This is a genomic window from Phycisphaerales bacterium (assembly GCA_016716475.1).
GTDB lineage: Bacteria > Planctomycetota > Phycisphaerae > UBA1845 > Fen-1342 > JADJWG01.
Genome location: JADJWG010000001.1, coordinates 1,803,786 through 1,827,562 on the forward strand (window position 1 = coordinate 1,803,786; position 23,777 = coordinate 1,827,562).

Annotated in this window: 18 protein-coding genes, 1 tRNA gene and 1 pseudogene; 11 read left to right on the forward strand and 9 right to left on the reverse strand. The window is 64.3% G+C overall.

Going from position 1 to position 23,777, the window contains the following annotated elements; all coding sequences use genetic code 11:
- Window positions 1–314 precede the first annotated feature (314 nt).
- The 4 genes from IPM18_07390 to IPM18_07405 form a co-directional block, all read right to left on the reverse strand.
- Window positions 315–401: transfer RNA gene (locus tag IPM18_07390), tRNA-Ser, on the reverse strand.
- A 459-nt stretch (window positions 402–860) separates the two neighbouring features.
- Window positions 861–1,808, reverse strand: coding sequence for a DUF1573 domain-containing protein (locus IPM18_07395; protein MBK9119412.1), 948 nt, complete (start codon window positions 1,806–1,808; stop codon window positions 861–863).
- A gap of 1,182 nt (window positions 1,809–2,990) precedes the next feature.
- Window positions 2,991–4,721: an RHS repeat-associated core domain-containing protein gene (locus tag IPM18_07400; protein MBK9119413.1), complete on the reverse strand. Its 1,731-nt coding sequence runs from the start codon at window positions 4,719–4,721 to the stop codon at window positions 2,991–2,993.
- A 23-nt stretch (window positions 4,722–4,744) separates the two neighbouring features.
- Window positions 4,745–5,455 carry a hypothetical protein gene (locus IPM18_07405; protein MBK9119414.1) on the reverse strand — a complete coding sequence of 237 codons (711 nt, stop codon included), beginning with the start codon at window positions 5,453–5,455 and terminating at the stop codon, window positions 4,745–4,747.
- Between the two features lie 188 nt (window positions 5,456–5,643).
- Here IPM18_07405 and IPM18_07410 point away from each other — a divergent pair, with 188 nt between their 5' ends.
- Entirely contained in the window at window positions 5,644–6,321 is a 678-nt protein-coding gene (locus IPM18_07410; protein MBK9119415.1) for a transposase, read from the forward strand.
- 156 nt (window positions 6,322–6,477) lie between these two features.
- Here IPM18_07410 and IPM18_07415 read toward each other — a convergent pair whose 3' ends face one another.
- Both IPM18_07415 and IPM18_07420 read right to left on the reverse strand, forming a co-directional pair.
- Entirely contained in the window at window positions 6,478–6,678 is a 201-nt protein-coding gene (locus IPM18_07415; protein MBK9119416.1) for a hypothetical protein, read from the reverse strand.
- A 104-nt stretch (window positions 6,679–6,782) separates the two neighbouring features.
- On the reverse strand, window positions 6,783–8,174 hold the full coding sequence (locus IPM18_07420) for an RHS repeat-associated core domain-containing protein (protein ID MBK9119417.1): 1,392 nt from the start codon (window positions 8,172–8,174) through the stop codon (window positions 6,783–6,785).
- A gap of 184 nt (window positions 8,175–8,358) precedes the next feature.
- Between IPM18_07420 and typA the strand changes: the two genes are divergently transcribed.
- Window positions 8,359–10,170 carry a translational GTPase TypA gene (gene typA, locus IPM18_07425; protein MBK9119418.1) on the forward strand — a complete coding sequence of 604 codons (1,812 nt, stop codon included), beginning with the start codon at window positions 8,359–8,361 and terminating at the stop codon, window positions 10,168–10,170.
- A gap of 36 nt (window positions 10,171–10,206) precedes the next feature.
- Here typA and IPM18_07430 read toward each other — a convergent pair whose 3' ends face one another.
- Both IPM18_07430 and icd read right to left on the reverse strand, forming a co-directional pair.
- Entirely contained in the window at window positions 10,207–10,524 is a 318-nt protein-coding gene (locus IPM18_07430) for a hypothetical protein (protein MBK9119419.1), read from the reverse strand.
- A 72-nt stretch (window positions 10,525–10,596) separates the two neighbouring features.
- Complete coding sequence (gene icd / locus IPM18_07435; protein MBK9119420.1) at window positions 10,597–11,952, reverse strand: isocitrate dehydrogenase (NADP(+)); 1,356 nt, start codon at window positions 11,950–11,952, stop codon at window positions 10,597–10,599.
- Between the two features lie 368 nt (window positions 11,953–12,320).
- On the opposite strand from icd, the gene dnaN reads away from it, so the two are divergent.
- From dnaN to IPM18_07450, 3 genes are all read left to right on the forward strand, one after another.
- Window positions 12,321–13,433, forward strand: coding sequence for a DNA polymerase III subunit beta (gene dnaN, locus IPM18_07440; protein MBK9119421.1), 1,113 nt, complete (start codon window positions 12,321–12,323; stop codon window positions 13,431–13,433).
- 113 nt (window positions 13,434–13,546) lie between these two features.
- On the forward strand, window positions 13,547–13,924 hold the full coding sequence (locus IPM18_07445) for a DUF721 domain-containing protein (GenBank protein ID MBK9119422.1): 378 nt from the start codon (window positions 13,547–13,549) through the stop codon (window positions 13,922–13,924).
- An 11-nt stretch (window positions 13,925–13,935) separates the two neighbouring features.
- Window positions 13,936–16,413, forward strand: a complete 2,478-nt coding sequence (locus IPM18_07450; GenBank protein ID MBK9119423.1) for a DNA gyrase subunit B — start codon at window positions 13,936–13,938, stop codon at window positions 16,411–16,413.
- Between the two features lie 13 nt (window positions 16,414–16,426).
- On the opposite strand, the gene IPM18_07455 is transcribed toward IPM18_07450, so the two are convergent.
- Window positions 16,427–17,689: a DUF2029 domain-containing protein gene (locus tag IPM18_07455; protein MBK9119424.1), complete on the reverse strand. Its 1,263-nt coding sequence runs from the start codon at window positions 17,687–17,689 to the stop codon at window positions 16,427–16,429.
- Between the two features lie 248 nt (window positions 17,690–17,937).
- Between IPM18_07455 and larC the strand changes: the two genes are divergently transcribed.
- From larC to IPM18_07485, 6 genes and pseudogenes are all read left to right on the forward strand, one after another.
- Window positions 17,938–19,137 carry a nickel pincer cofactor biosynthesis protein LarC gene (larC, locus tag IPM18_07460; GenBank protein ID MBK9119425.1) on the forward strand — a complete coding sequence of 400 codons (1,200 nt, stop codon included), beginning with the start codon at window positions 17,938–17,940 and terminating at the stop codon, window positions 19,135–19,137.
- 2 nt (window positions 19,138–19,139) lie between these two features.
- Window positions 19,140–19,721 (forward strand): hypothetical protein, encoded by a 582-nt coding sequence (locus IPM18_07465; GenBank protein MBK9119426.1) that lies wholly within the window; start codon window positions 19,140–19,142, stop codon window positions 19,719–19,721.
- A gap of 106 nt (window positions 19,722–19,827) precedes the next feature.
- The gene (locus tag IPM18_07470) at window positions 19,828–21,702 is read left to right on the forward strand and encodes a carbon starvation protein A (GenBank protein MBK9119427.1); all 1,875 of its coding nucleotides are present in this window, start codon (window positions 19,828–19,830) and stop codon (window positions 21,700–21,702) included.
- Between the two features lie 59 nt (window positions 21,703–21,761).
- The gene (locus IPM18_07475) at window positions 21,762–22,028 is read left to right on the forward strand and encodes a hypothetical protein (GenBank protein MBK9119428.1); all 267 of its coding nucleotides are present in this window, start codon (window positions 21,762–21,764) and stop codon (window positions 22,026–22,028) included.
- A 252-nt stretch (window positions 22,029–22,280) separates the two neighbouring features.
- Window positions 22,281–23,489, forward strand: a pseudogene (locus IPM18_07480) (ISL3 family transposase).
- A gap of 97 nt (window positions 23,490–23,586) precedes the next feature.
- Window positions 23,587–23,733 carry a hypothetical protein gene (locus IPM18_07485; GenBank protein MBK9119429.1) on the forward strand — a complete coding sequence of 49 codons (147 nt, stop codon included), beginning with the start codon at window positions 23,587–23,589 and terminating at the stop codon, window positions 23,731–23,733.
- The last annotated feature ends 44 nt before the right edge of the window (window positions 23,734–23,777 follow it).

Sequence of the window (23,777 nt, forward strand, 5' to 3'; positions counted from 1 at the left end):
AGCGCGGGCTGGGCGGCCGGCGCCGGCGCGCGGCATCCATATCAAGATATAATGACCATTGTTTCATGATTTGTCGACCGGGAAACCAGTTTTTTACGCCCGTCGGGGCCTCGATGTTTCGTCTCGGGGTGCCGGTTGCACCCGAGGGGGAGGCCATTGCAGCGGCGGACAGCGCATCCGCACTCAAATCCCAGGACGTGCCTCCGGCGGTCGAGGCCAGTCGTGCAGAACCGTCAGTTCAAGGGTCCGGACAGGCAATGTACCGTAAGCGCCTGAAAATGAAGTGTTTGCGGATCGTTACCCGCTGAGTCGTACGGAGAGGGCGGGATTCGAACCCGCGGTACGGTTACCCGTACACACGCTTTCCAAGCGTGCCCGATCGGCCACTCTGGCACCTCTCCTGGCCGCCGCGCGCCGCGCGCCGTAGCGGCGAGAATAGCGGCAGCGCCACGACGACGCCAGACCGGCCCGTCGAGTGCCGCGCCGGCGTGTTCCGTGTGGGTAGCAAATCGCCCGGCCGGTATCACCCGCCGTCCCGGGAGGCGCCCCGTGTTGGGCCGGTGTCTGCTCCGCAATTGACTTGCACACGCCTCGGACTGCCCGGTGATGACGTGCGTTAACCCCGCGGTCGGCACGAGAATCACCGCCGGCATGATGCCGATCGGCTTGCCGTCGGGATCGACATGTTCAGGCGGCCTTCGCGTCGGCAGGCACGTTTGCGGTCGGTGCGGCCTTGCCGCTCGTTCTGGTTCTCGTCAAACCGAGCGCCGCGCTCACATGGAGTGTTTCGGGTGGCTCCTTACTGTTTCTCGCGCTCCTGGGTGCGCTGGCCGCGCGCCCCGGTCGTTCAGTCGTCTTCATCATGCCGCTGGTTCCCATGCGTGCTGACAGCGCATGTACCCGTGCTTCACCGGATTGTAGTGAATGGTTTCCATGTACCGCAGCCCATCTATGAGGTGGTGCGAGTCAAGCGAGTCGGTCGTGATAGTCAGCTTGAAACCCTTCGCCGGAATCTCCTCGGCAGGTGGCAGCGTCACCTTGATCAGGTGGAACGCGCTTGCACCTGGTGCTACGGAAGCGGGCTTGTCGATCTCCCACCTGACGCGCGGGTCATCGGCTTCGATCCGCAGCAGGCTCACCGGCTGGTTGCCCGGATAAATGATGCGTACGTCGCGAGTGACCGGCCCATTCGTCGTCGGCGGAAGCGTCAGGATCGCCGGCGCCGCCCGCACGTTCGCCGGCACGCGGCCCGTAACCCGCACGCGCAGCTCCTGGAGGAAATCGAGGTCGGTCGCGAGCATCACGAACTGCGTCACCGATCCCGAGGGCAACGGCGGCATCGTCGTTGCGGTCAGCTCGTATTCCTGCCCCGGCTCGATCTCCCGCAACTCGACACCGTAATGCCGGAGCTCGCCCTTCGGCAGCGACAGGTACACCGGCCGGTCGTAGCGGTTCCGCAGCCGCAGCACCGCGGTCGCCGGCTCGGTGCGCGAGAGCTGCCCGAATTGCAGCGTCGGCGTCGTCACGCGCCGCTCGCCGAGCTGCATGTCGAACAGCGGCCGGCAGCGGCCGCGCAGCTCGAACCTCACCGCCGGCTGCTCGGGGTCGTTGGTGTGCAGCGTGACGGTCTGTTTGACCTGCTCGGCGCCCTGGGTGGTGTCGTAGCCGACCCGGAGGAAGGTGGACTCGCCCGGCCCGAGCGAGCGCTTGCCCACGGTCACGCCCGTGCACCCGCAACTGCTCTGCACGCGCGTGATCTCGAGCGTGCCCGCGCCGACGTTCGTGATCGTGATGTCGCCCTTCGACACTGGCTCACCGAACCAGACCTCGCCGAAGTCCCAGGAGGCGGGGGTGAGTTGGAGGCACGCCTGGGCGGCAGGCAGAACCGCACCAGGCGAACCGTTCGCCGTGACGTGCAACCCCGACGACGTCTGTGCGCTCGCGCCCCCGACTGTCGTAGCAACAACAGCAACTAGAACAAGTGTTGATCGACCGTTCCTATGGCATTTCATAACATAGCTCCGCTAACCCTCCCTACGCAGCGTTTAGCGCGCGCTCAGCCACGACAACTACCCGGCGAGCCGCATCGGACACTACCGTACGAGGTATCGAACATTCGTCGGCACCAATGACTCGGACAGAGGCGGGGCCGCACAGAACGATGCAGGCCCACCCTGACGCGGCCACAACTATCGCGGTGTCTGCACCATATGTTCAAGCCATGGACCACGTAACTCCATGAGATCAGAAAGATACCCGTCAGGGTCCTCAACATGCACTTCGAGCGTCATAAAGCATACACCTATCGCCGCCGATTTCCACTCTCCATCGATTCGCATGTCTACCCTATACCAGTACACTCCTTCGCGATCCCATGTGCACGACCTAAAGGCCCTGTGGGGCATGCCGATTGCTATTGGCACGGTATCATGGGCGGCCACTTGGACAACGCATGCCCAGGTCAGCATGTCATTATCAGGGACCGTCTGTGTCCCCACGGCGCGATCGAGTACTCTCCTAGGCTCCGAAGGGCCACGCGCGTGTCGACTCCAGAGTATCAAGGGCGCATCGCATGCAGGCGAGCGCCAGAAGTAGGAGGCATCGCCGAGGGTGTCTACCCAACCGTACTCGTGAAGAAGCGTCGCCTGAGCAGAGTCGACCACTATCAACACGTGCATCGGAATTGTCTCGTCACTTCCATGGACGGCACCCAGATAAGCAGTTGCGCCTTCCCCGTGGCTTACGTATGCCGGAAGATCCTTGCGTATCGACCGCCCCGGAGCCAACTTGATCCCTGCGGAGCGCAGATGGCGCTCCATCTGTTCAGCGGATATCTCGATCTGCGGACTGGGTAAACTTCTGTGGCCGAGCATGACGTGGTATATCATCGCCGCACAGGCAATGGCGACACCGAGCAACAGGGCGGCGCCAAGCGCAAGCAGCAGCCGGCGCCGGAACTTCGTTGTAGATCTTAGCATGATATTGACAACTCAGGGAACAACGATCGCTCCTGGTGGTGGAGACGGGAGACTCTCGGGCAGCGGGCTTCCGGGGAGAGGGAGCGATATCTGCCGCGGAATCGCAGGAGTTCGACTCCATCCAAGTTCAGCATAGGTCATGACTCCACCTTGTGCCAGATGCGTAACGGACCAAGACGTAGAACCGATGGGGTTAAACCACTTACCGTTCACGGCGTGGTGCGAGACTTGAGCCTCGACAGCATGGAGTACGGAGTCAAGCCGCGAGGTATAGCTCCGGCCGGGTGCAACCAACTCGGCTCCGCGTTCGACGACATGCGCCTTGCTTTCGCTCTCGCCCGACGCGTCGCCGTATGCGGAGGCGACATCCAGAATACTGTAAAATGCCGTCTCTACGGTGTGATTTGTGACGAACAGCGAGCGAACTACTGCAGGGCTGGTGAATCTCGCGAACGGCCCAAATCGCATCGCAGGTAGCCGGTGGCGTTCGTTGAAGAGAGTGAAGACGTTGTCCATCTGGAAGCTGCCGCCGGGGACCCCTGGACCTGATACCGAGAATGCCGATCCGACAGCATCCCATTGCCGGAAACCCACCCTTAGCTCAGACTGGTAGCGGCTGAGTCCGACCTTTTCCGCGAGGGTATATGTAACATTGCCGAATGGTGCAAACTCATGCATCTTGTCTTCTGCGCTATAGCTGAGCGTCATGCTTTGGTTTAAGCGCGACCCGTGGTCGCTCCACCGCACTGTGAGACTTCCGGACTCACGAAGCCGCGTCAGATTGAATCGCTTTGCATACAGTTGCTCAGCCCCAACCTTGGGAGTAACCTCAGATGTGGAGAATGAGGTGACGAATTGTCCATCAATAATGATGTCTATATTCCGTGTGCACCCGGAGTCAGCTATTAGTATCCACGCATCGCCGTTGCGCGAGGACATTTGAGGTTCCAGCGAGACTGAGCGCGGCGCCAATCCCGTTGGATCGAAGGTGGTGACGGGTCTACCCGCTACGAATCCATACAGGTGTCGCCCCCCGTGCTCGCCGATCGGATCCCTCGACATCCACCTCCCGATCACGGCGTCGTAGTACCGGAATCCCCACCACCCCAACCCGGTCTCATCGTCCCACTGCTTCGTGCTGAAGCGCCAGGCGTTGTCGGATGCGTACGCGCCCTCGGCCTTGGTCACGCCGCCGTAGGGGTCGTACTCGTAGTGGGCCACAATGGCCGCGGACGCTTGACCGAACGGCTTTGACCAGTCCACCACCTGCCCCACGTTGCCCAGCGAATCGTACAGGTAGACGTAGGCCACCGGATCGTCGGGCTCGGGCGCGCCGCTCACGTCGCACACGCGCACGGCCAGCAGCCCGCCGATCGTCCCGGCCCGCTCGAACAGCCCGGCCGACGCCCGGCCGCCCTGCGACCCGCCCAGGCCCGCGAGGTCCAGGCCCCAGGACAGCGCCCGCAGCGGCTCGTCCGGCTCGGCCGCCAGGATGTCGAACTCCAGCAGCATCCGCCACCCCGACCAGAGGAACCGGCGATCCAGCGACGGAGTACCCGCCCAGCCGCTCGCCTGCTCGTCCCACGGCGTCACGGTCTTCCGCACCCGCCGCCAACCCGAATCATACTCGAACTCGACCTTGCTGACACCGTCGGCCTCGGTCCCCGCGACCGGCCGCACGCGGACCAGGCGGTTCTCGGCGTCCCAAGGAGCCGAACCCGTTCTGCTCGGCCTCCACCCCATGGTATCGCTTAGTCAGGATCACGCTACTCCTCCGTCACTTCACTTGTCGTTTTCCCGCCAAGGTTCTTGTCTACAACCCGAACAAAGTTTCCAATGCCTTTCTGCCGATCACGAGCGGCAGCGTACAGCACCATCCCGTCAAGGCTCGGCAACGCTACCCTCCAATCGGGCGTCACCCCGATCCGTTGCCATTCACCTCGATCACGCTCCAACACGATCTGATTTTCTCCGGATGCTGGCCAATGGATCACATGCACGAATATGGGCTCGATATCCTTGAATTCCGGCGTCCACTCCAACATCAACCGAACACTGGCGCCACTCTCATCACTACCCACCACGCAGAGCGCGTCCGTTTCCCGATTCTCGTTAAGAAACAGTAGCATGAGGTATTCGCAGCCGGTAAAGTCGATGCCCCTCGCTGCGAGCAGTGCAAGCGGCGGACAATGCATCTTTCCATCATACTCCCTGGCCCTGGACAGTGCCGCTAGCGAGTGCGCGACCATCAATTCCGGTTGACCGTAAACGTCACCTATGGTCTCAGCATTGTCAGCAAGGTACTGACTCACTGCGCTCTCAAGTCGGGCGTTTATCTTGGCCTGGCTCCATCCGGGTCGCTCGGGCAGGGATGCGGCGTTGCCCTCATCCCCTTCGTCCTTGCGACATCCCATGACGTATCCGAATGTGACCACCACCGTAGCAAGAAGACACAGCCAGTACTTACCTACATACATGATGCACCTACTGTGTACGCTGCCCAAGCAGGTCGGACTAGCGCGGCACTTGCTTTAGATCGGCGCCAAGTCGCGTAGGGTGAAACTATGAGGTGGAGGCCGCGCCGGCCGGTTGCGGTTCCTTGAGATCGTGGTAAACCGCGTTTCGTGATCGTTCTCGAAGCGTGTTTCCACACAAGGAGCCAACCGTGAGAAACTTCATCGGCGTCGACCTCCATAAGAAGATTATCGTGATCTGCGTCGTCAACCAAGCCTTCCAGGTTCTGCACCGCAAATCGTCTCCCGGCCAAACGTCACCAGCGTCAGACGAATGGTGGGCAGCGGAGTACCGCAGCCCTACCTGGCTGGTGCACCTGCTGCGCGAGTTGGAGAAGGTCGATCGGCACAACGAATCCCCGGCCTGGCGGGCCTTCGCCAAGGCGCTGCGGCGCCTGATCCGCGACGGCATCCGGCTGCGCAAGCGGCGCGACTTCACGCCGGAGAAGTACCGCGGCCGGATTCTGCGCATCGGTCGGCGGCTGGATGCGTTGATCGCGGCCGAGGTGGAGGATGTCGATGCCCGGCGGCTGCTGAAGCGCTTGCGGCGGACGGGCGATCATTTGTTCACGTTCCTGGACTATCCGCAGATCCCGTTCGAGAACAACTTCGCCGAGCGGCAGATCCGGCCGGCCGTGATCCTGAGGAAGAACAGCCAGTCGAACCGCTCGGACCGCGGAGCGCTGACACAGGCCGTGCTGATGAGCATCTACCGCACGCTCCGGCTCCGCGGCCACGACCCGCTGCGGACGATCTCCCAGGCCCTGCGAACCTACCTGCAAACCGGCAAGCTCCCGCCGCTACCGGTGGCGACCGTTGCAGACGGGTGAAGCGTTACGATTTGCCGGACAGTTACATTCGCTCAGCGGACTGCTCCCACCTGGCGCTGCAACACACGCCTGCTTCCGTTGCCGTACCGCGCTTGATCGCGCAACGGCGTGCATACATCGTCCGGCGGTCGGCCGACCTGCATCACAGATTCACCCTCACGCGAAGCGCAGCAGGTGGAACAATGCCATGGGCGCACCCGTCTCCGCAAGGACAAACCCGACAACCGTAAGTGCAAGGTGGGCGGCATACACAAGCGCCAAATTGGGTTGCAGCAGCCTACGGGCGCGAAAGAAGCCAAGAATGCACAGCGGTACTTGGACAAGCGCGAGGGCGACCCCGAGGAACCCGGCAGCCATACCCGACTCGTACGTGGCTCGAGACCATAGGATTAGAAGCGATCCGCCGCCAAGCACATCGGTTATGATGAGCACGACTAGGGGCCACACACTCGACGTCATCGCTAGAGCTCCACTCCAATCTGACGAGCCTCGGCGAGCATCCAGAAGAACGCGTCGTTATTGAACATGTTTGTACCAATGTCGCGATGCGTTGTGCCTGTGCCGTCCTTGCGCCAGAAGAATGTCTGCGGGTCAATCGGAGCTGTCGGAAACATGGACCACTCCGACACACTCGTTGTTGTCTTTACTGCGTGCGAGATTCGATCAACACGTGTCGGCGCAGTCATTGCCCAATTTGGAATCGCGGGTGCCATATCTACTGCATCGAAAAGTCCAAGCCAATTCACCCATGGTCGAATCCTCACATTGCATTTCCCCCACCAGGCCCTTGAAACGCAACAGCCATCGTCTGCAAGGCGATGGGTTACATACGTTACAATCGCGCCACCTCGGCTCCAGCCGACCAGATTGACTAGCGGCTGTTCCTCGCACTTCGCATAGGCGGCGCGCTGGTCGCTGCAGATACGATTCAGAACGTCCTTCGCTATCGCGCGGGCATCACTCCCAGTGATACCTATATATGGACCGTGCCAGTACTGCTTAACCTCGCGCGCCAAGTTATAGATCCACCAGGTATTCGTACCCTTAGCGCTCCAAGGCTGTCCGCTCCAGGTCCCGTCTACTGCATACAGATTGAGCCCCAGGGCATCGATGGCGCGCGTCGGACCGTTAAGAACATACGCGTAGGTGTTCAATTCAGGTAGGTCGGCCGTAGGGGCCCGATCGCTTGCCGGAAGAGCGTGTTGCGCGAGGGAGAATCCGATTTCGGAAGCTGGATCCCACGACGCCCATCGCCCCAGACTGGGTGAGTAATACCGTTTGCCCCAATATCCCAGACCCGTTTCGTTGTCCCACTGCTTCGTACTGAAGCGCCAGGCGTTGTCCGCGGCGTAGCCGCCCTCGGCCTTCGTCACACCGCCGTACGGGTCGTACTCGTAGTGCGCCACGACGGCCGCGCCGGCTTGGCTGGCCGGCCTCGACCAGTCCACCACCTGGGCAACGTTTCCCATCGCGTCGTACACGTACACATAGTCCACCGGATCGTCGGGCTCGGGCCCGCCGTTGACGTCGTACTTCCGCACCGCCAGCAGCCCGCCGATGGTGCCGGCCGATTCCAGCGAGTTCACCGCCCCGCCCAGGCCCGCGAGGTCCAGGCCCCAGGTGAACGACCGCAGCACGGCTTCCCCGCCGCTCGCCAGCACGTCCGTCTCCAGCAACAGCCGCCACCCGGACCACAGGTACTTCCGGTCCAGCGACGGTGCACTCGCCCAGTTGCTCGTCTGCTCGTCCCACGGCGTCACGGTCTTCCGCACCCGCCGCCAACCCGCATCATACCCGAACTCCACCCGGCTCAACCCGGCCGCCTCCGTCCCCGCGACCGGCCGCACCGTCACGAGCCGTTTTGCAGAATGAGCGGGAAGGACTCTGCTACTCCCCAAACCACGGCCAGGCGTGCCGGGCGGTGCCTTGTGCGGTCGGCCCGGCTTCCGGGTAGCATACACCGTTTCGACGCCGGCCGGCGGACCCTGTGCCGACGGTTCCGGCGCTCCCGGACATCCGAAGCGAGACCCGTTTGTGATTCCCAGCATTCGCAACGTCGCCATCATTGCTCACGTCGATCACGGCAAGACCACCCTCGTGGACCAGTTGCTGCGTCAATGCGGCCAGTTTCGGGCCCAGCAGCTCAAGGGTGATCGCATTCTCGATTCGAATGATCTGGAACGTGAGCGGGGCATTACCATCCTCGCCAAGAACATTGCCATCGACTATCACGGCACCAAGATCAACCTGATTGACACGCCCGGCCACGCCGACTTCGGCGGTGAGGTCGAGCGCGTGCTTAAGATGGCGGACGGCTGCCTGCTGCTCATCGACGCCTTCGAAGGCCCGATGCCCCAGACGCGGTTCGTGCTGCGGAAGGCGTTTGAATTTGGCCTGCGGCCGGTCGTCGTGATCAACAAGATGGACCGTCCGGACGCCCGTCCGCGCGAAGTGCATGACGAAGTGCTCGACCTGTTTATCGAGTTGGGGGCGGACGAAGCGGCCCTGGAGTTTCCAACGATCTATGCCTCGGCCACGCAGGGGTGGGCCTCGGCACGGAGGGATGAGCAACCGGAAGGGGTGCGGGCGCTGTTCGACGCGATACTGGAGTTCGTACCGCCACCCAAGGTGGAGCCGGGCGCACCGCTGCAGATGCTGGTGACGACGCTGGACTACAGCGACTATGTCGGCCGGATCGGCATCGGCCGCGTCTTTGCGGGTGAACTACGTGCGGGGCAGAGAGTTGTCGTGATTCGGCGGGACGGGACGCGGGCGAGTGAACAGGTCGGCGAAGTGCACGTCTTCGACGGGCTGGCCCGCCGCAAGGTGGAGAGTGTGCCGGCGGGAGACATCTGCGCGATTGTCGGACTGGATCCGATCGACATTGGGGATACGATCGCGGACCCGGACCAGCCGCGCCCATTGCCGCTGCTGCGCGTCGATGAGCCCACGCTGCACATGACCTTTCGCGTGAACGACTCGCCATTCGTCGGGCGGTCGGGCAAGTATCTGACGAGCCGCCACCTGCGCGACCGCCTGGAGAAGGAGCTGCAACGTAACGTCGCCCTGCGGGTGGAGCCGGGGCCGACGCCGGAGGAGTTTCATGTCTCGGGCCGCGGCATTCTGCACCTGTCCGTGCTGATTGAGAACATGCGGCGGGAAGGGTACGAGGTCGCGGTCGGCAAGCCGAAGGTGATCTTTCGCGAACTGGCGGGCAAGAAGACCGAACCGATCGAACTATGCGTGGTGGATGTGCCGACTCCGCATGTCGGTCCGGTGATGGAACTGCTTGGCCTGCGCCGCGGCATCTGCACCAAGCTGGAGAGCCGCAGCGATCACACCTTCATGGAATTCACGGTGCCCTCGCGCGGCCTGATCGGGGTGCGGAACCGGCTGCTGACGGCGACGAACGGCACGGTGATCATGCACCACAATTTCTACGAGTACGAGCACCTGCGGGGGGCAATTCCGGGGCGGCAGGCCGGTGTGATGGTCGCCAGCGAATCCGGCCAGGTGACGGCGTACGCGCTGGAAGCACTCGCCGACCGCGGCATCATGTTCGTGGCGCCGACGGATGCGGTGTACGAGGGGCAGATCGTGGGCGAACACTGCCGGGACGGCGACATCATCGTGAACGTCTGCCGGCAGAAGAAGCTGACGAACGTGCGCGCCGCTTCGGCCGACAAGACCGTGGTGCTCAAACCGCCGCGGGAGATCACGCTCGAGATCGCGCTCGAGTTCATCGAGGACGATGAACTGGTCGAGGTGACGCCGGACGGCATCCGCTTGCGCAAGCGCCTCCTGAAGGAAACGGAGCGCAAGCGCGCCGGTCGCCGCGTGGCGGAATAGTCGCTGTACCTGTGCCGGAGTTCCGGCCGCAGTCGGCTAGGGCTCGCGCCAGCGGAGTACGGTCATGGGCCGGGTGTCGAAGCAGACGTAGGGTCCGGCGTCGCCGCGGTCCGAGTAGTACCAGTAGGTCACGAGCATGCCGACGCGAATCTGCACGGGGTGACCAAGGCGGCCGAGGACCTCGTCCGAGGTCGCACCGGTTTGCAGCCGGGCCCAGCCGGCGCGTGAGATGGGCGCGGCTCCGGATGAACGTTCGGTGGGCCGACTCTCGGGTCCGGCCTGGTTTTCGGCGCAGCCGAACGTGAGCGCTAACGCCGCGATGCTCCCCGCAAGCCAGTAGATCCCACGTTGCATGATGGCCTCCCTGTTCCTGGGCAGCGCACCGTGCTGCCCGACCGTGAAGCTTCCGCCTGGGCTGGGACGCGCTTAACCCATGTGTTGAACCACCGCCGCTCCGAATTCGCTGCACTTCAAGAGCTTGGCACCCGTCATGAGCCGCTCGAAATCATAGGTCACCGTGCGGGCGCCGATGGCGCCGTTCATGCCGCGGATGATGAGGTCGGCGACCTCGGTCCAGCCGAGGTAGCGGAACATCATCTCACCGCTGAGGATGACACTGCCGGGATTGACCTTGTCCTGGTTGGCATACTTGGGGGCGGTGCCATGGGTCGCCTCGAAAATGGCGTGCCCCGTGATGTAGTTAATATTGCCGCCGGGCGCGATGCCGATGCCGCCCACGCAGGCCGCCAGGGCGTCGCTGATGTAGTCGCCGTTGAGGTTCATCGTGGCAATGACGTCGTACTCAGCCGGACGGGTGAGAATCTGTTGCAGGAAGGCGTCGGCGATGACGTCCTTGATGATGATGTCATGCTTGAGCGGGCCACCGGCGAGGGCTTTGACAAGCGGCGTGGCGGTGCCGGCCTTGAGCACTTGCCAGGGGCCGCCATCGAGCGGGACGGCGCCGAACTCGCGCGCGGCGAGCTCGTACCCCCAGTCGCGAAAGCCGCCCTCGGTAAACTTCATGATGTTGCCCTTGTGCACGAGGGTGAGACTCGGGCGCCCCTCCCGGATCGTGTATGCCAGGGCGGAATGCACAAGGCGTTCGGTGCCGGTGCGACTGATGGGCTTCAACCCAAGGCCGACCTGGATGGAACTGTCGAGGTCGCTACGGCCGACCAGCCCCCAGAACTCGCGTGCGGCTGCCTCGGTCCCGAAACGGATTTTCTTGAAGTCGGCGGGGAACTCACGGGCGAGGAAATCCAGCAGTTTCTGGGCTTCCGGCGTGCCACCGCGGTACTCGATCCCGGCGTAGATGTCCTCGGAGTTCTCTCGGAAGATCACCATGTCCACCAGGCCGGGCTCTTTCACCGGGCTGGGGACGCCCTCAAACCAGCGCACCGGACGCAGGCAGACGTAGAGGTCGAGCTGCTGGCGCAGGGCCACGTTGAGCGAGCGGATGCCCCCTCCGACAGGGGTGGTGAGGGGCCCCTTGATACCCACGAGGAACTCGCGGAAGGCCTGCAAGGTTTCTTCGGGTAGCCAATCCTGAAAGCGTTCGAAGGCGGTTTCCCCTGCGAACACTTCCATCCACGCCACCTTGCGCTGGCCATGGTAGGCCTTCTGAACCGCCGCATCGAAGACGAGCTGCGAGGCCGCCCAGATGTCGGAACCGGTGCCGTCGCCGCGAATGAAGGGCACAATAGGGTGGTGGGGGACGGTCAGGCGCCCTCCGGAGATGGTGATTTTCTCGCCGGTTGGCACGGTGGTCGTGGTGTAGGCCATGAATAGCGGCTCCTTCGAAGCGGCCCGAATGCCGGGGGCCTGAGTCGCAGGGATGATACCATGTCGCGTGGCCCATCACAGCCCGTTGGGGCCGCCTTTCGAGCGCAGCAGCGCTGCACCGCCCTGGCCTGGTTGCCCCGCGGTTGCCCGTCACCGGGCCGGAACGACCGGTGCCCTCCCGGCTGCACTTGACCGGGTGTGAACACACAATGGGCAGTGGCGAGGGCGGGGATTTTCCGTTAAATATGGGGCCGCAGTCGCCGCCGCCCGTGGGCTACCAACAGCCACGTTGCGGACAGGTGTTCAGGGCTGCTGGATCGATCGCAGGCAGGTTGTCGGAGCGGGGGCCGGCACCGATGGATTGCGACATGAAGACGCGATTGCCTCGTCAGGAATTCCTCGATGCGCTCACGGCCGTGGCGGCCATTACGGGCGGCCGTACGACCAAGCCGATCCTCACCTGTGTCAAACTGACGTCGGAAGGCGAGGCCCTGGAACTGAGCGCGACCGACGGAGAGGCGGCGCTGCGGTTGAGTGTCAGCACCTTCTCCGTGGATACCCCGGGTGAGACCGTGGTGTCAGCCGATCGACTGCTCAGTATCGTGCGTGAACTGCCAGACGCGGAGATCGTGCTGGAGACGGATGCGCGGCATTGCCAGGTGCGCGGGGCCGGCGGGGATTTCAAGATCTTCGTGCAGTCGGCGGCCGATTTCCCGAGCGTGCCGACATTCGAGGATGACCCGGACCTCGTTGTAGACGGGCGCCAACTGGGTCGCATGATCGATCTGACGGTGTATGCGGCCGCGCGCGAAATGAGCCGGTACGCCATCAACGGAGTACTCTGGTCGAAGAAGGGCAAGAAGCTGTTCATGGTGGCGACGGACGGCCGGCGCCTCGCACGAGCGGGGGGCTCGATTCCGAAGGCCCACGGCGGGGATTTTGCGGTCATCGTGCCAGGTAAGGCACTGCACGCGTTTAAGAGCGTCTTCAACGTCGGCAAGGAACCGCAGGACTGGGAAGTCGAGGTCAAGGTTCTGCCGAATCAGATCCTGCTGCGAAGTGGGGATCGGATGCTGGCGACCGTGCTGGTCGAAGGCAGCTTCCCGGATTACGAACGGGTGATTCCGGACCAGACCACCAAGGTGGCGAAGCTCCCCCGAGTCGACCTGTACGGAGCCATTCGCCGCGCGGCACTGCTCACCAGTGACGAGGCCCGCGCCGTACGGCTGGCCTTTGGCGGGGAAGAGGTGGTCATCACGGCCAACTCCCCGGAACAAGGCGAGGCCCGGGTGCAGGTGCCGGCCGATTATGAAGGTGAAGCGGTCGAGATCGGTTTCAATCCGAACTTCGTGAATGATGCGCTCAAGGTGCTGACGTGCGAGCACGTGCGGATCGAGTTGACCGATTCGTTTCGGCCGGGCGTGCTCAGCGGGGAAGACAAGAACGATTTCCTGTACGTCGTGATGCCGGTATCGCTCTGACGAGGTGACCTGGAGCAGCGGAACAGGACCGTGTCGGGTACCCGAAATCTGGCTTGGTGTCCGGTGAGATCCGCCCCAGCTTGGGTGACCCTCTTCCTTATGAGGATCTGCGAGTGACTGAGGCCCAGTACCGGCGACTGTGGCTGAACCGCCAGCGCGTCGGAGCCCGGGGCTTGGCGACACCGCATCCGCGGTCCGAGCATGGCGTGAGCGTACTCGGCCGGATCATCCAGCAGGCGGCGGAGCGCCTGCGCCAACGCGAGGCGGCGGCAGCGGCCTGGGCGCGGGTGGCTCCGCCGGCACTGGTGCAAGAAACTTGGGTGCTTGGCGTCGATGGGCCGATCCTGCGAGTGGGAGTGCGCTCCGCCGCGGTGGCCTACGAATTGCGGCGACAGCGGGAGAAGCTCGTGGCGGCGCTGGTGCGCAGCATGTCGGGTGTGCGCGATGTGCGGTTCGATGTTGGCCGACCGCCGGTCGCCGAGACGGATTGAGAGTAAGCATGATGAGTGACGAGGCGAACAGTCTCTCGATCCCGGCGATGCCGCCGCGGAACGATCCGAAGCAGTACGACGAGAGCAGTGTGCAGGTGCTCGAGGACATGGAGCACGTGCGCAAGCGACCCGCCATGTACATCGGCGACACGGGCCTGCGCGGCGTGCACCACCTCGTGTACGAAGTCGTGGACAATTCGATCGACGAAGCGATGGCCGGCGCCTGCCGGAACATCGTCGTGGTCATTCACGCCGACGGCAGCGTGGGCGTGGACGACGATGGCCGCGGAATTCCCGTGGGAATGAAGGCCGAGATCGGCAAGACGGCGCTGGAGGTTTGCCTCACGACGCTGGGGGCGGGCGCGAAATTTGACCGCGATTCGTACAAGGTTTCGGGTGGGTTGCACGGGGTGGGCGTCAGTGTCGTGAATTTTCTGTCGGAGTGGCTCGAGGTGCGCGTGAAACGCGACGGGCGCACCTGGTCGATGAAGTTCGAGCGCGGGCGGACGGTGCAGGCGATCCGCGACGAGGGGCCGGCCGAGCGCACCGGGACATACGTGCGCTTCAAGCCGGACGACACGATCTTCCGCGAGATCGAGTTCAACTACGACACGCTCGTGCGTCGCCTGCGCTACCTGGCGTACCTGAACGCGGGCCTGAGCATCGCCGTGCGTGATGAACGCACCGACCAGGAAGAGCTGTTTCACTTCGAGCACGGCGTGCTGCAGTTTGTGGAGCACCTGAACGAGGGCCGCGAGGGGCTGCACCCGATCGTCTCCTTCACGCGAGAGGATTCCGACCAGCGTCTGATCCTCGAGGTAGCGCTGCAGTACACGGATGCCTACAGCGAAACCACACTCTCCTTCGTGAACAACATCAACACCGAGGAGGGTGGGACGCACCTGTCGGGATTTCGCTCCGCCGTGACGCGCACGCTGAACGCTTATGCGCGTAAGACGAACCTGCTGAAGAACAACGACCCGACCCCGACGGGCGAGGATGTGCGTGAGGGGCTGACCGCGATCGTCTCGGTGAAGGTTCCGGAGCCGCAGTTCGAAGGTCAGACCAAGACCAAGCTCGGCAACAGCGAGGTCGGCACGTTCGTCGAGACGGCCGTCAACGAGATGCTGGGGAGCTACCTGGAGGAGCATCCGACGGAGGCCAAGCGGATCGTCGGCAAAGCGGTGCAGGCGGCGATTGCGCGGGAGGCGGCCCGCAAGGCGCGCGAAACGGCGCGCAAAAGTGCATTCAGCGGCATGGGTCTGTCGCGGAAACTGGTGGATTGCTCCAGTCGGGACATCGAGAGCACCGAACTCTTCATCGTGGAGGGCGACTCGGCGGCCGGATCGGCGAAGGGGTATCGCAACGCAAAGACGCAGGCGATCCTGCCGATCCGCGGGAAGATCCTGAACGTCGAGAAAGCCCGCATTCACAAGGTGCTGAGCCACGAGGAGATTCTGGAAATCATCAAGGCGATCGGCACCGGCATCGGCGAGGAGGACTTCGACCTCTCCAAGCTGCGCTACGGCAAGATCATCATCATGACCGACGCGGACGTGGACGGCTCGCACATCCGGACCCTGTTGCTGACTTTCTTTTTCCGGCACCTGCGTCCGCTGATCGACAACGGTTCGGTGTACATCGCGCAACCGCCGTTGTTCAAGCTCGCCAAGGGTAAGACCAGCTCCTACCTGCTGGATGACGGGGCCCTGAACCGTCGCCTGACGGAACTGGGGCAGGAACGCACGTTGCTTCTGATCCAGCGGGCGGGGGCGGAGCCGCGCGAGTTGAGCGCCGTTCAAGTGCGCGAGCTGCAGAACATCCTGGAGGAGATCGAGCGGTACGCCCGCGTCCTGGCGCGCCGCGGCATCCTGTTCCAACCGTTTGTGGAGCGGCGGGCCCAGACCGGCCGCCTGCCGACCGTGCGGATTCAGGCCGCCGGCGAAGAGCGCTTCTTCGACCATGATGCGGCGGCCGAAGAGCATCTCCGCGAGTTGACGACGGCGGGCCAGCCCTACGTGCGACACGAGTTGGCCGAGGTCGCGGGCCTGGAGCGCTGCTTCGTGCGTCTCGCCGAGTTCGGCTGCATGGTCGAGGATCTCTTCTTGAAGCGCGAGGAGCTTGCCACGGGTGAGCTCAGTCCGGCTATCTTCGTGCTCCGCACGGCGCAGGGGGACGCGCGAGAATTGGAGAACCTGGCGGCTGTGCCCGACGGAGTACGGGCGGCCGGTGCGAAGGGCTGGGAGGTCAAGCGCTTCAAGGGGTTGGGCGAGATGAACAAGGAAGAGCTCTGGGAAACCACGATGAATCCCGAGCAACGTGTACTGCGCAAAGTGATCGTGGGTACGCTTGCTGACGATCCGGAACAGACCAAGATCGACGCCACCGAGGCCGATCACATGTTCAGTGTGCTGATGGGTGAGAACGTGGAGAAACGCCGCGAATTCATCGAGGCGAATGCCATTCACGTCAAGAACCTGGACGTGTAACGGGGGCGGCTGCTCAGAGCGTGCTTTCCGACGGCGGCTTCACTTTCACCGGTCCCCAAGTCATCACGAGCAGCCACGTCAGCGCGACGCCGTAGGTGAACGTCGGCCCGACGATGTGCCGCAGTGCCGGAGCCAGTTCCAGTTCGAATTGCTGCACGGGCCAGAGCATCAGCAGGGTGGCGGTGGCCACGCACGCCAGGCCGAACCCTTTTGCCTGCGGGCCACGTTCCAGCCGGGCTGCCAGAACCGCCAGCGGCAGCAGCAACTGCACGCCGTGGTGCATCCACGTCAGCGGTGCAGCCAGGAGCACCGCCGGCACGAGTACCGCGATGCTCTCGGCCGTCGTGAGGTGCTTCCGGTGCCGGAAGACCCACAGCAACGTTCCCCCCAGAATGAGTCCGGCCAACAGGATGGCGGCGGCTTGCACGGTCGCAGGTGCCAGCGCGACCCACGGAACTGACAACACGCCCTTTTCGGTGAACTCCGTGAAGCCCGCCAGAAGGTAGCCGCGCAAACTCTGATTGTGCACCGTGACTTCCCCGGAGAGGCGCGCGAGGTTGGCACGCCAGGCGACGAAGGTACCGGCAGGGAGCAGTGCGGCCGACACTCCGAGTGTTGCGAGTATCGTGGCTGCCGCGGCAGCCAGCGCCCGCCATTCGCGCCGCATCAGGAGGACGATCAGGTAGGCGCCGGGCGTGACTTTCGCGATCGTTGCCAGGCCGAGCAGCACGCCGCCAAGTACGCGTCGCTCGCGGGTCAGGGCGAGCCCGGCCACGGCGAGCAGGGCTACGACGATCAGGTCGAATTGCCCCCAGCGAAAGAGCTGGGCCACGCTGCTGCTGCCGGCAAACACCACGCCGAGCAGGACCGACCCCGGTCCACCGAGTGCCAGCCCATACGTGCGGCAGACCCAGATGAACGCCGCCACCCCCAGACCGGCTTGAAGCAGGGCCCACGGAACCTGCGCCGCCGGATAGGGTAGTCCTGCAAACGCCCATGCGAGCGCGAGCGTGGGCGGGGGGTACACGTACGGCACGATGGACTGCTGACCAGGCAGTGCGATGTGTTGTTGGACCAGCGCGGTGTCATACGGGTCCAGGCCCGCTCGCAGTGCCGCACCGGCCGCATAATACGCGCGGAAGTCCAGCAGGTAGTTACGGACCGGCGCCACCACCGCGAGGTTCACGACCACCACGCAGGTCAGCGCGAGCAACGCGGCGCGGCCGGCCCAAGTGGGCGAGTCTGCGGTCATGGCATGGTCAGGGGCGTGGAACATAGGACCTCGCGGGGGGGCGGCCAAAGCACGCACGATCCGTCCCGCGTTCGGCGTTGTAGCGGCGGGCGTGCAGCGCGGCAACGCCACGCCATGGGCCGCCGGTGTCTGGCACGCTTGTTACCTGGTTGCCGCGTTGCCTACGTCTGGGCCAACCGCGCGGTACGATAGGGGCAACGCGTTCAGCGTCGCCCCGGTCAATGCGGTCCTTCATACGCACCTTCGGTCCGTTTGTCTCAGGAGTAGCCCGCATGCGTTTGGCCTACGTGGACTGTATCAGTGGTATCGCCGGGGACATGCTGCTCGCCGCACTCGTGCATGCCGGTTACCCGCTCGCCGAGTTGCAAGCCACCGTCGCCCGCCTCCGCCTGCCCGATGTCAGTGTCGAGACGACGATCGTGCGACGCGGGGGCATCGCCGGCACGCACCTGCGGGTCGTACTGGGTCCGAAGACGGGGCACAAGCATAGACACCTCCCGCAGATTCTCGAGCTCATTGCCGGGGCCGGGCTGCCAGCGCGCGTGATGGAACTGGCGGTGCGCACCTTTCAGCGTTTGGCCGAGGCGGAGGCCGCCGTCCACCAGACCACGGTCGAGAAGGTGCACTTCCACGAGGTCGGCGCCGACGATGCCATCGTGGACATCGTTGGCGCATGTGCGGGTTTCGTCGCACTCGAGATCGACCGCGTGATCGGCTCGCCCGTGCCCACCGGGAACGGTACCGTCCAGTGTGATCACGGCACGATGCCCATCCCCGCGCCCGCGACGGCCGAGTTGCTGCGGGGTGTGCCTTTGGCGGCTTGCGACGAGTTGGGGGAGCTGACGACACCGACCGGGGCGGCGCTGCTCACCACTCTGGCGGAGTCGTTCGGGCCGTTGCCCGCGCTGACCATCGAGCGCATCGGTTATGGTGCCGGCACGCGTGAAAACCACTCCCGGCCGAATCTCCTTCGGCTGCTGATCGGGACGGCGGATGCTGCCGGCGGGGAGGCGGACCAAGTCGTCGTGCTCGAGACGCAACTCGACGATGTCACCGGCCAGGTAGTAGGTTACGCCCTGGAGCGGGTCCGGGAAGCGGGTGCGCTGGACGCGTACGTGGTGCCGATAGGAATGAAGAAAGGGCGCCCCGGGCAGCTTCTGACGGTGCTCGTAGCGCCGGCCGATGTCTTGCGCGTCGAGGAGGTCCTCTTCCGCGAAACCCCCACGCTGGGCGTGCGGCGGTTCCTGTGCGAACGGCGCAAGCTGACCCGGACCCAAGTGTCGGTCGCAACGCCCTACGGAGAGATCCGCATCAAGGTCGGCCGTCGTGGCGCCGAGACGCTCCAGGCATGGCCGGAGTACGAGGATTGTGCCGCCGCGGCGCGGGCCCGCGGCGTGGCCTTGCGACAGGTACAGGCCGCGGCGTTGGCGGCGTGGAGCAGCCGCTCGGCTGCGGACGAAGCAGCGGAGTAGCGATGGATCCGGGACTGATGGCATTGCTGGCGGTGATGTGCCTGGTGATGCTGTCGATCTCGATGCTGCGGCGCTCGGAGCGGCGACGGGCGACAGCCCGCGAGGTGACCCGGGAGCAGGTGGCGCGCATCCGCGAACAGCGCGACATCGGCAGCTCACTGGACGAGTTGCTCGTGCGGTTGGAACAGTTCTCCCGCGACATCAACGCGCAGATCGAAACGCGTTGTGTGAAGATCGAGACGCTGATCCGCGATGCGGATGCCCGGATCGCGCAGCTTGAGCGGTTGCGCGGTGCGTCCGGCGGCGACGGCACGGGCGGAAATGCCGGCCCGGCTCCCGGCATAACTGCGCCGGCCGCGGAACGGCGGCGGTTGGAGGCGGGTTCCATGCCTGCGGTGGGGGGCTTACCCACGGCCGAGCGGCGTCCGCGTGAAACGCCGTCCGAGGTGCCCATGGCGGCGCGACGCACACAAGTCTACACCCTTGCCGATGGCGGCGCGAGTGCCACCACGATTGCGCGTGATCTGCGGATGCCGCTCGGGGAGGTTGAATTGCTGCTGAAGCTCCGGCAGTACGGCACCTGATCCAGGTGCCCGGAGAGCGTGGTTGAAGCGGGGCCGGTCGCACGGGTAGCATGAAGTTCCAGTTCGCCCGCTTGTCTGCGGTGGCTGATCCGGCCGGAGTTCTCACGTGCATCCGCTTGTTGTCGCCAGCGGCGCATTCGTCGCCTACCTTGTGGCGTATTACACCTACGGGCGTTGGCTCGGAAGGCGGGTCTTTGAACTGAGCGCTGCGAACGTGTGTCCGAGCGAGGCCCTGCGGGACGACCGGGACTTCGTGCCAACGCGGTCGTCGGTTGTCTTCGGACACCATTTTGTCAGCATTGCCGGAACGGGGCCGATCGTGGGGCCGGCTTTGGCCGTATTCTGGGGCTGGTTGCCGGCTTTACTGTGGGTGCTGCTGGGCAGCATCTTCATCGGCGCCGTGCATGACTTCGGTGCGCTGGTGGTGAGTCTGCGCAACCGTGGGCAGACGATCGGCGAGATCGCGGCACGGGTCCTGAACCCACGGGTGCGCATCCTCCTGCTGCTGGTGCTGTTTCTGGCGCTGATGATCGTCCTGGCGGTGTTCGGGCTCGTCATCGCGACCATCTTCGCGGCCTATCCTGTATCGGTCTTTGCGATCTGGATCGAGGTGCCGATCGCCATTGCGGTGGGTTACCTCGTGTATCGCCGAGGTGGCAATGTGACCGCGCTCTCGATCATTGCGGTCGTGCTGATGTACGCCAGCGTATACGTCGGGGCGTACCACCTGCCGCTCGACATCGTCAAGAACCCCTGGCTGGCGCTGGGCGGAACCGGCGCCGCGGCGGAAAGTGCGGGGCTCTCCCCCTATGCCAATGCCGTCGTCGCGTGGACGTTGATCCTCTTCGTCTACTGCTTCTTCGCTTCGGTCATGCCGGTCTGGACGCTGTTGCAGCCGCGCGATTTCATCAACAGCCACCAGCTCTTCGTCGCGCTAGCGCTGCTCTGCGCGGGACTCGTGATGGCCTCCTTCCTCGGAAGTCTCCATTTCGTCACGGCTCCGGTGACCAGGCCGCCGGCCGATGCGCCGCCCCTGATCCCGTTCCTCTTCATCACCGTCGCCTGTGGTGCAGTCAGTGGCTTTCATTGCCTTGTTTCGAGCGGCACGACCAGCAAACAGCTTCGTTCGGAGCGCGCTGCCCGCTTGGTGGGATACGGCGCGATGCTGCTCGAAGGTGGGCTCGCCGTCGTGGTCATCCTCGCCTGTACCGCCGCCATCGGCATGGGAGTGTGGGACCTTGGGACCGGCCGGGCTGTAGCGCTCGTTGACGCGGACGGGGGCGCACTCACCGGTGCGGCCGCCTGGCATCACCTGTACGGGCAATACACCTGGCGTGAGCTCCGCTTCGCGAACCAGCTTGCGGCTTTCATCGAGGGTGGTGCGAACCTGCTGCACACACTCGGCATTCCGATCCAGTATGCCATCGGTCTGATCGCTGTCCTGATAGCTTCCTTCGCGGCGACGACCCTCGATACGGCCACACGCCTGCAACGCTATGTCGTCGCCGAACTCGGCACGGCGGTTGGCGTACCCGTGCTGGCCAATCGCTACGTCGCGACGACCGTCGCGGTCGTGACGGCCGGTGCGATTGCGCTGATCAGCGGCCCGGCCGGACCCGGCTCTGGCGGGATGATCCTGTGGCCGATCTTCGGCGCGACGAACCAACTGCTTGCGGGGCTGGCGTTCCTCGTCATCGCCTTCTACCTGCTGCGTCATCGGAAGCCGGTCTGGTTCCTGGTCGTGCCGACGATCCTCATGCTCGTGATTCCCGGCTGGGCGCTGTCTTACGAAGTGGTCGGCTGGTGGGCGGACCGGAATTACCTACTCGTGGCGCTCGCGCTCGCGGTGCAGCTCATGCAGGTCTGGATTGTGGTCGAAGGGCTGTACCTGCTGCCCAGGGTGCGCGGCGTGCTGCCAGATCCGCTGCCGCCGCGCCACACGCTGCCGCATACTGTTGCTGCGCCCGCGGCTGGCGAATAAGCCCTGCGAGAAAACGGCTGAAAGCCCGCTCCTTCACGGCCGGGCGGCGATAATCGTGCATGCGAGAATATGTACTCGAGCGCCGGCAAGTCGTCCCGCGGCGCGTGACGGACATCTTTCCCTTCTTTGCCGACGCGGCGAACCTCGACCTCCTCACCCCGTCGTGGATGCGTTTTGAGATCCGGACGCCACTTCCTGTGACGATGCAAGCCGGCCTGCTGCTCGACTACCGCATTCGCTGGCGCGGTATTCCGTTGCGCTGGCGCACGCAAATCGAAGCGTGGCATCCCAATGAACGCTGGCTCCTCGCTGTTTTGTGTGGGTAAGACCGTGAGCTTGGTGACGTAAGTTGTGCGGGGTCTGGCGCTTTTCGATCGGGCGGCGGTCGGAGAGGATGCGGCGGATCAGGCGGCCGCAGCGGCATCCGATGGGGCTCCGCCCCAAACCCCGCCAGGGGCTCTGCCCCTGAACCCCGGCTTCTTTCCCTCCGGTGAGAAGGAAGCCGCCGGAGAGTTCGCGGCCAGACTGCAAGGAAGCCGAGTGATGCGCGATCAGATGCAGGAGCTGTTCCGGGTGGCATTGGGGCTGGCCAGCCGTGGGTCGTCAGCAAGATCGAGTTTTCGGGGACCGGCAGCAGCTGGAACTCTGGCTGGACTTCCCTTCCGGCAGCCGCTTCGCTTGCCCGGAGTGCGGACGCGGTTGCGGGGCCTACGACGGCACGGAGCGGACCTGGCGGCACCTGAACTTCTTTCAGCACAAGACGCTATTGCACGCCCGGCAACCGCGGGTCGAGTGTCCGGACCACGGGGTCAAGACGGTTGAAGTGCCGTGGTCGCGGCCGGGTTCGGGTTTTACGCTGCTGATGGAGGCGTTCATCCTGATGTTGGTGCAGGGCGGCATGACGCCGCGCAGGTGGCCGTTCTGATCGGTGAGCACGACACGCGGGTGTGGCGGGTCTTGCAGCACTATGTCGAGCGGGCCCGCGCGCGGCGGACTTCTCGCCGGTGACCGCCATCGGCGTGGACGAGACTTCCCGGGCGCGGCCACAACTACATCAGCGTGTTCATGGATTTGGGCAACGAGCCAAGCCGGGTGCTGTTCGCCACCGAAGGCAAGGATGCCCGGACCGTCGCGGCGTTCAGCGCGACCTGGAGGCTCACGGCGGGCGGGCCGAGCAGATTGAGGAGGCCTGCCTGGACATGTCGGCGGCGTTCATCAACGGTCTGCGCGAGCAGTTCCCGGAGGCCCAACTGACCTTCGACAACTTCCACCTGATGAAGCTGCTGGGGGCTGCGGTCGATCAGGTCCGGCGTGAGGAACAGCGGACACACCCGGAACTCAAGGGCACGCGTTACGTCTGGTTGAAGAACGACTGGAACCGCACCGAGAAGCAGGCCCGCGTCTTTGACGAGTTGCGCTCCAGCAAGCTGGCGACCGTGCGGGCCACGCACATGAAGAGTGTCTTCCAGGATCTCTTCGCCTGCGACACCGTGGAAGAGGCTGAACCGCTGCTCAAGCAGTGGTACTTCTGGCCACCCACAGCCGGATTCCGGCCATGATCAAGGCGGCCAAGACGATCAAGAAGCACTGGGCCGGCGTGCTGCGGCTGGTTCACTTCGCGAATCAGTAACGGACCGCTGGAGGCGATCAACAGCCTGATCCAGTCGGCCAAGAGAAAAGCCCGCGGCTTCCGCTCGACCCACTACCTGATCACCATGGTCTACCTGATCGCCGGAAAACTCGACTTCAAGCTGCCGGCCATCGCTCAGGTTACCCACACAAAATAGCGAGGAGGCTGAACGCTTCGTCGACCGGCAGATTCGCGGTCCCTATCACCTCTGGCATCACACCCATCTCTTCGAACCCCACCCCTCCGGCACCCTGATGACCGACATCGTGCGCTACGCGCTGCCGTTCGGATTACTTGGGCGCATCGCGCACGGCATTTCCGTACGACGGGATGTGGCCGCGATCTTCGATTACCGCTACTTGCAGATCGAGCGGCTCTTCCCAGCGGCGTTCCGCGCCTGAGCGGCCAGGGTTGCGGAGGTCTGAGCGGTCTCGGATGTGTGTGG

Bases quoted from the DNA above. Each gene is read 5' to 3' on its own strand.
- larC (MBK9119425.1), top strand. From the start codon at position 17,938: ATGCGTTTGGCCTACGTGGACTGTATCAGTGGTATCGCCGGGGACATG.
- IPM18_07485 (MBK9119429.1), top strand. From the start codon at position 23,587: ATGACCGACATCGTGCGCTACGCGCTGCCGTTCGGATTACTTGGGCGC.
- IPM18_07405 (MBK9119414.1), bottom strand. From the start codon at position 5,455: ATGTATGTAGGTAAGTACTGGCTGTGTCTTCTTGCTACGGTGGTGGTC.
- IPM18_07455 (MBK9119424.1), bottom strand. From the start codon at position 17,689: ATGTTCCACGCCCCTGACCATGCCATGACCGCAGACTCGCCCACTTGG.
- icd (MBK9119420.1), bottom strand. From the start codon at position 11,952: ATGGCCTACACCACGACCACCGTGCCAACCGGCGAGAAAATCACCATC.
- IPM18_07415 (MBK9119416.1), bottom strand. From the start codon at position 6,678: ATGGCTGCCGGGTTCCTCGGGGTCGCCCTCGCGCTTGTCCAAGTACCG.
- IPM18_07475 (MBK9119428.1), top strand. From the start codon at position 21,762: ATGCGAGAATATGTACTCGAGCGCCGGCAAGTCGTCCCGCGGCGCGTG.
- IPM18_07430 (MBK9119419.1), bottom strand. From the start codon at position 10,524: ATGCAACGTGGGATCTACTGGCTTGCGGGGAGCATCGCGGCGTTAGCG.
- IPM18_07450 (MBK9119423.1), top strand. From the start codon at position 13,936: ATGAGTGACGAGGCGAACAGTCTCTCGATCCCGGCGATGCCGCCGCGG.
- dnaN (MBK9119421.1), top strand. From the start codon at position 12,321: ATGAAGACGCGATTGCCTCGTCAGGAATTCCTCGATGCGCTCACGGCC.
- IPM18_07465 (MBK9119426.1), top strand. From the start codon at position 19,140: ATGGATCCGGGACTGATGGCATTGCTGGCGGTGATGTGCCTGGTGATG.
- IPM18_07400 (MBK9119413.1), bottom strand. From the start codon at position 4,721: ATGGGGTGGAGGCCGAGCAGAACGGGTTCGGCTCCTTGGGACGCCGAG.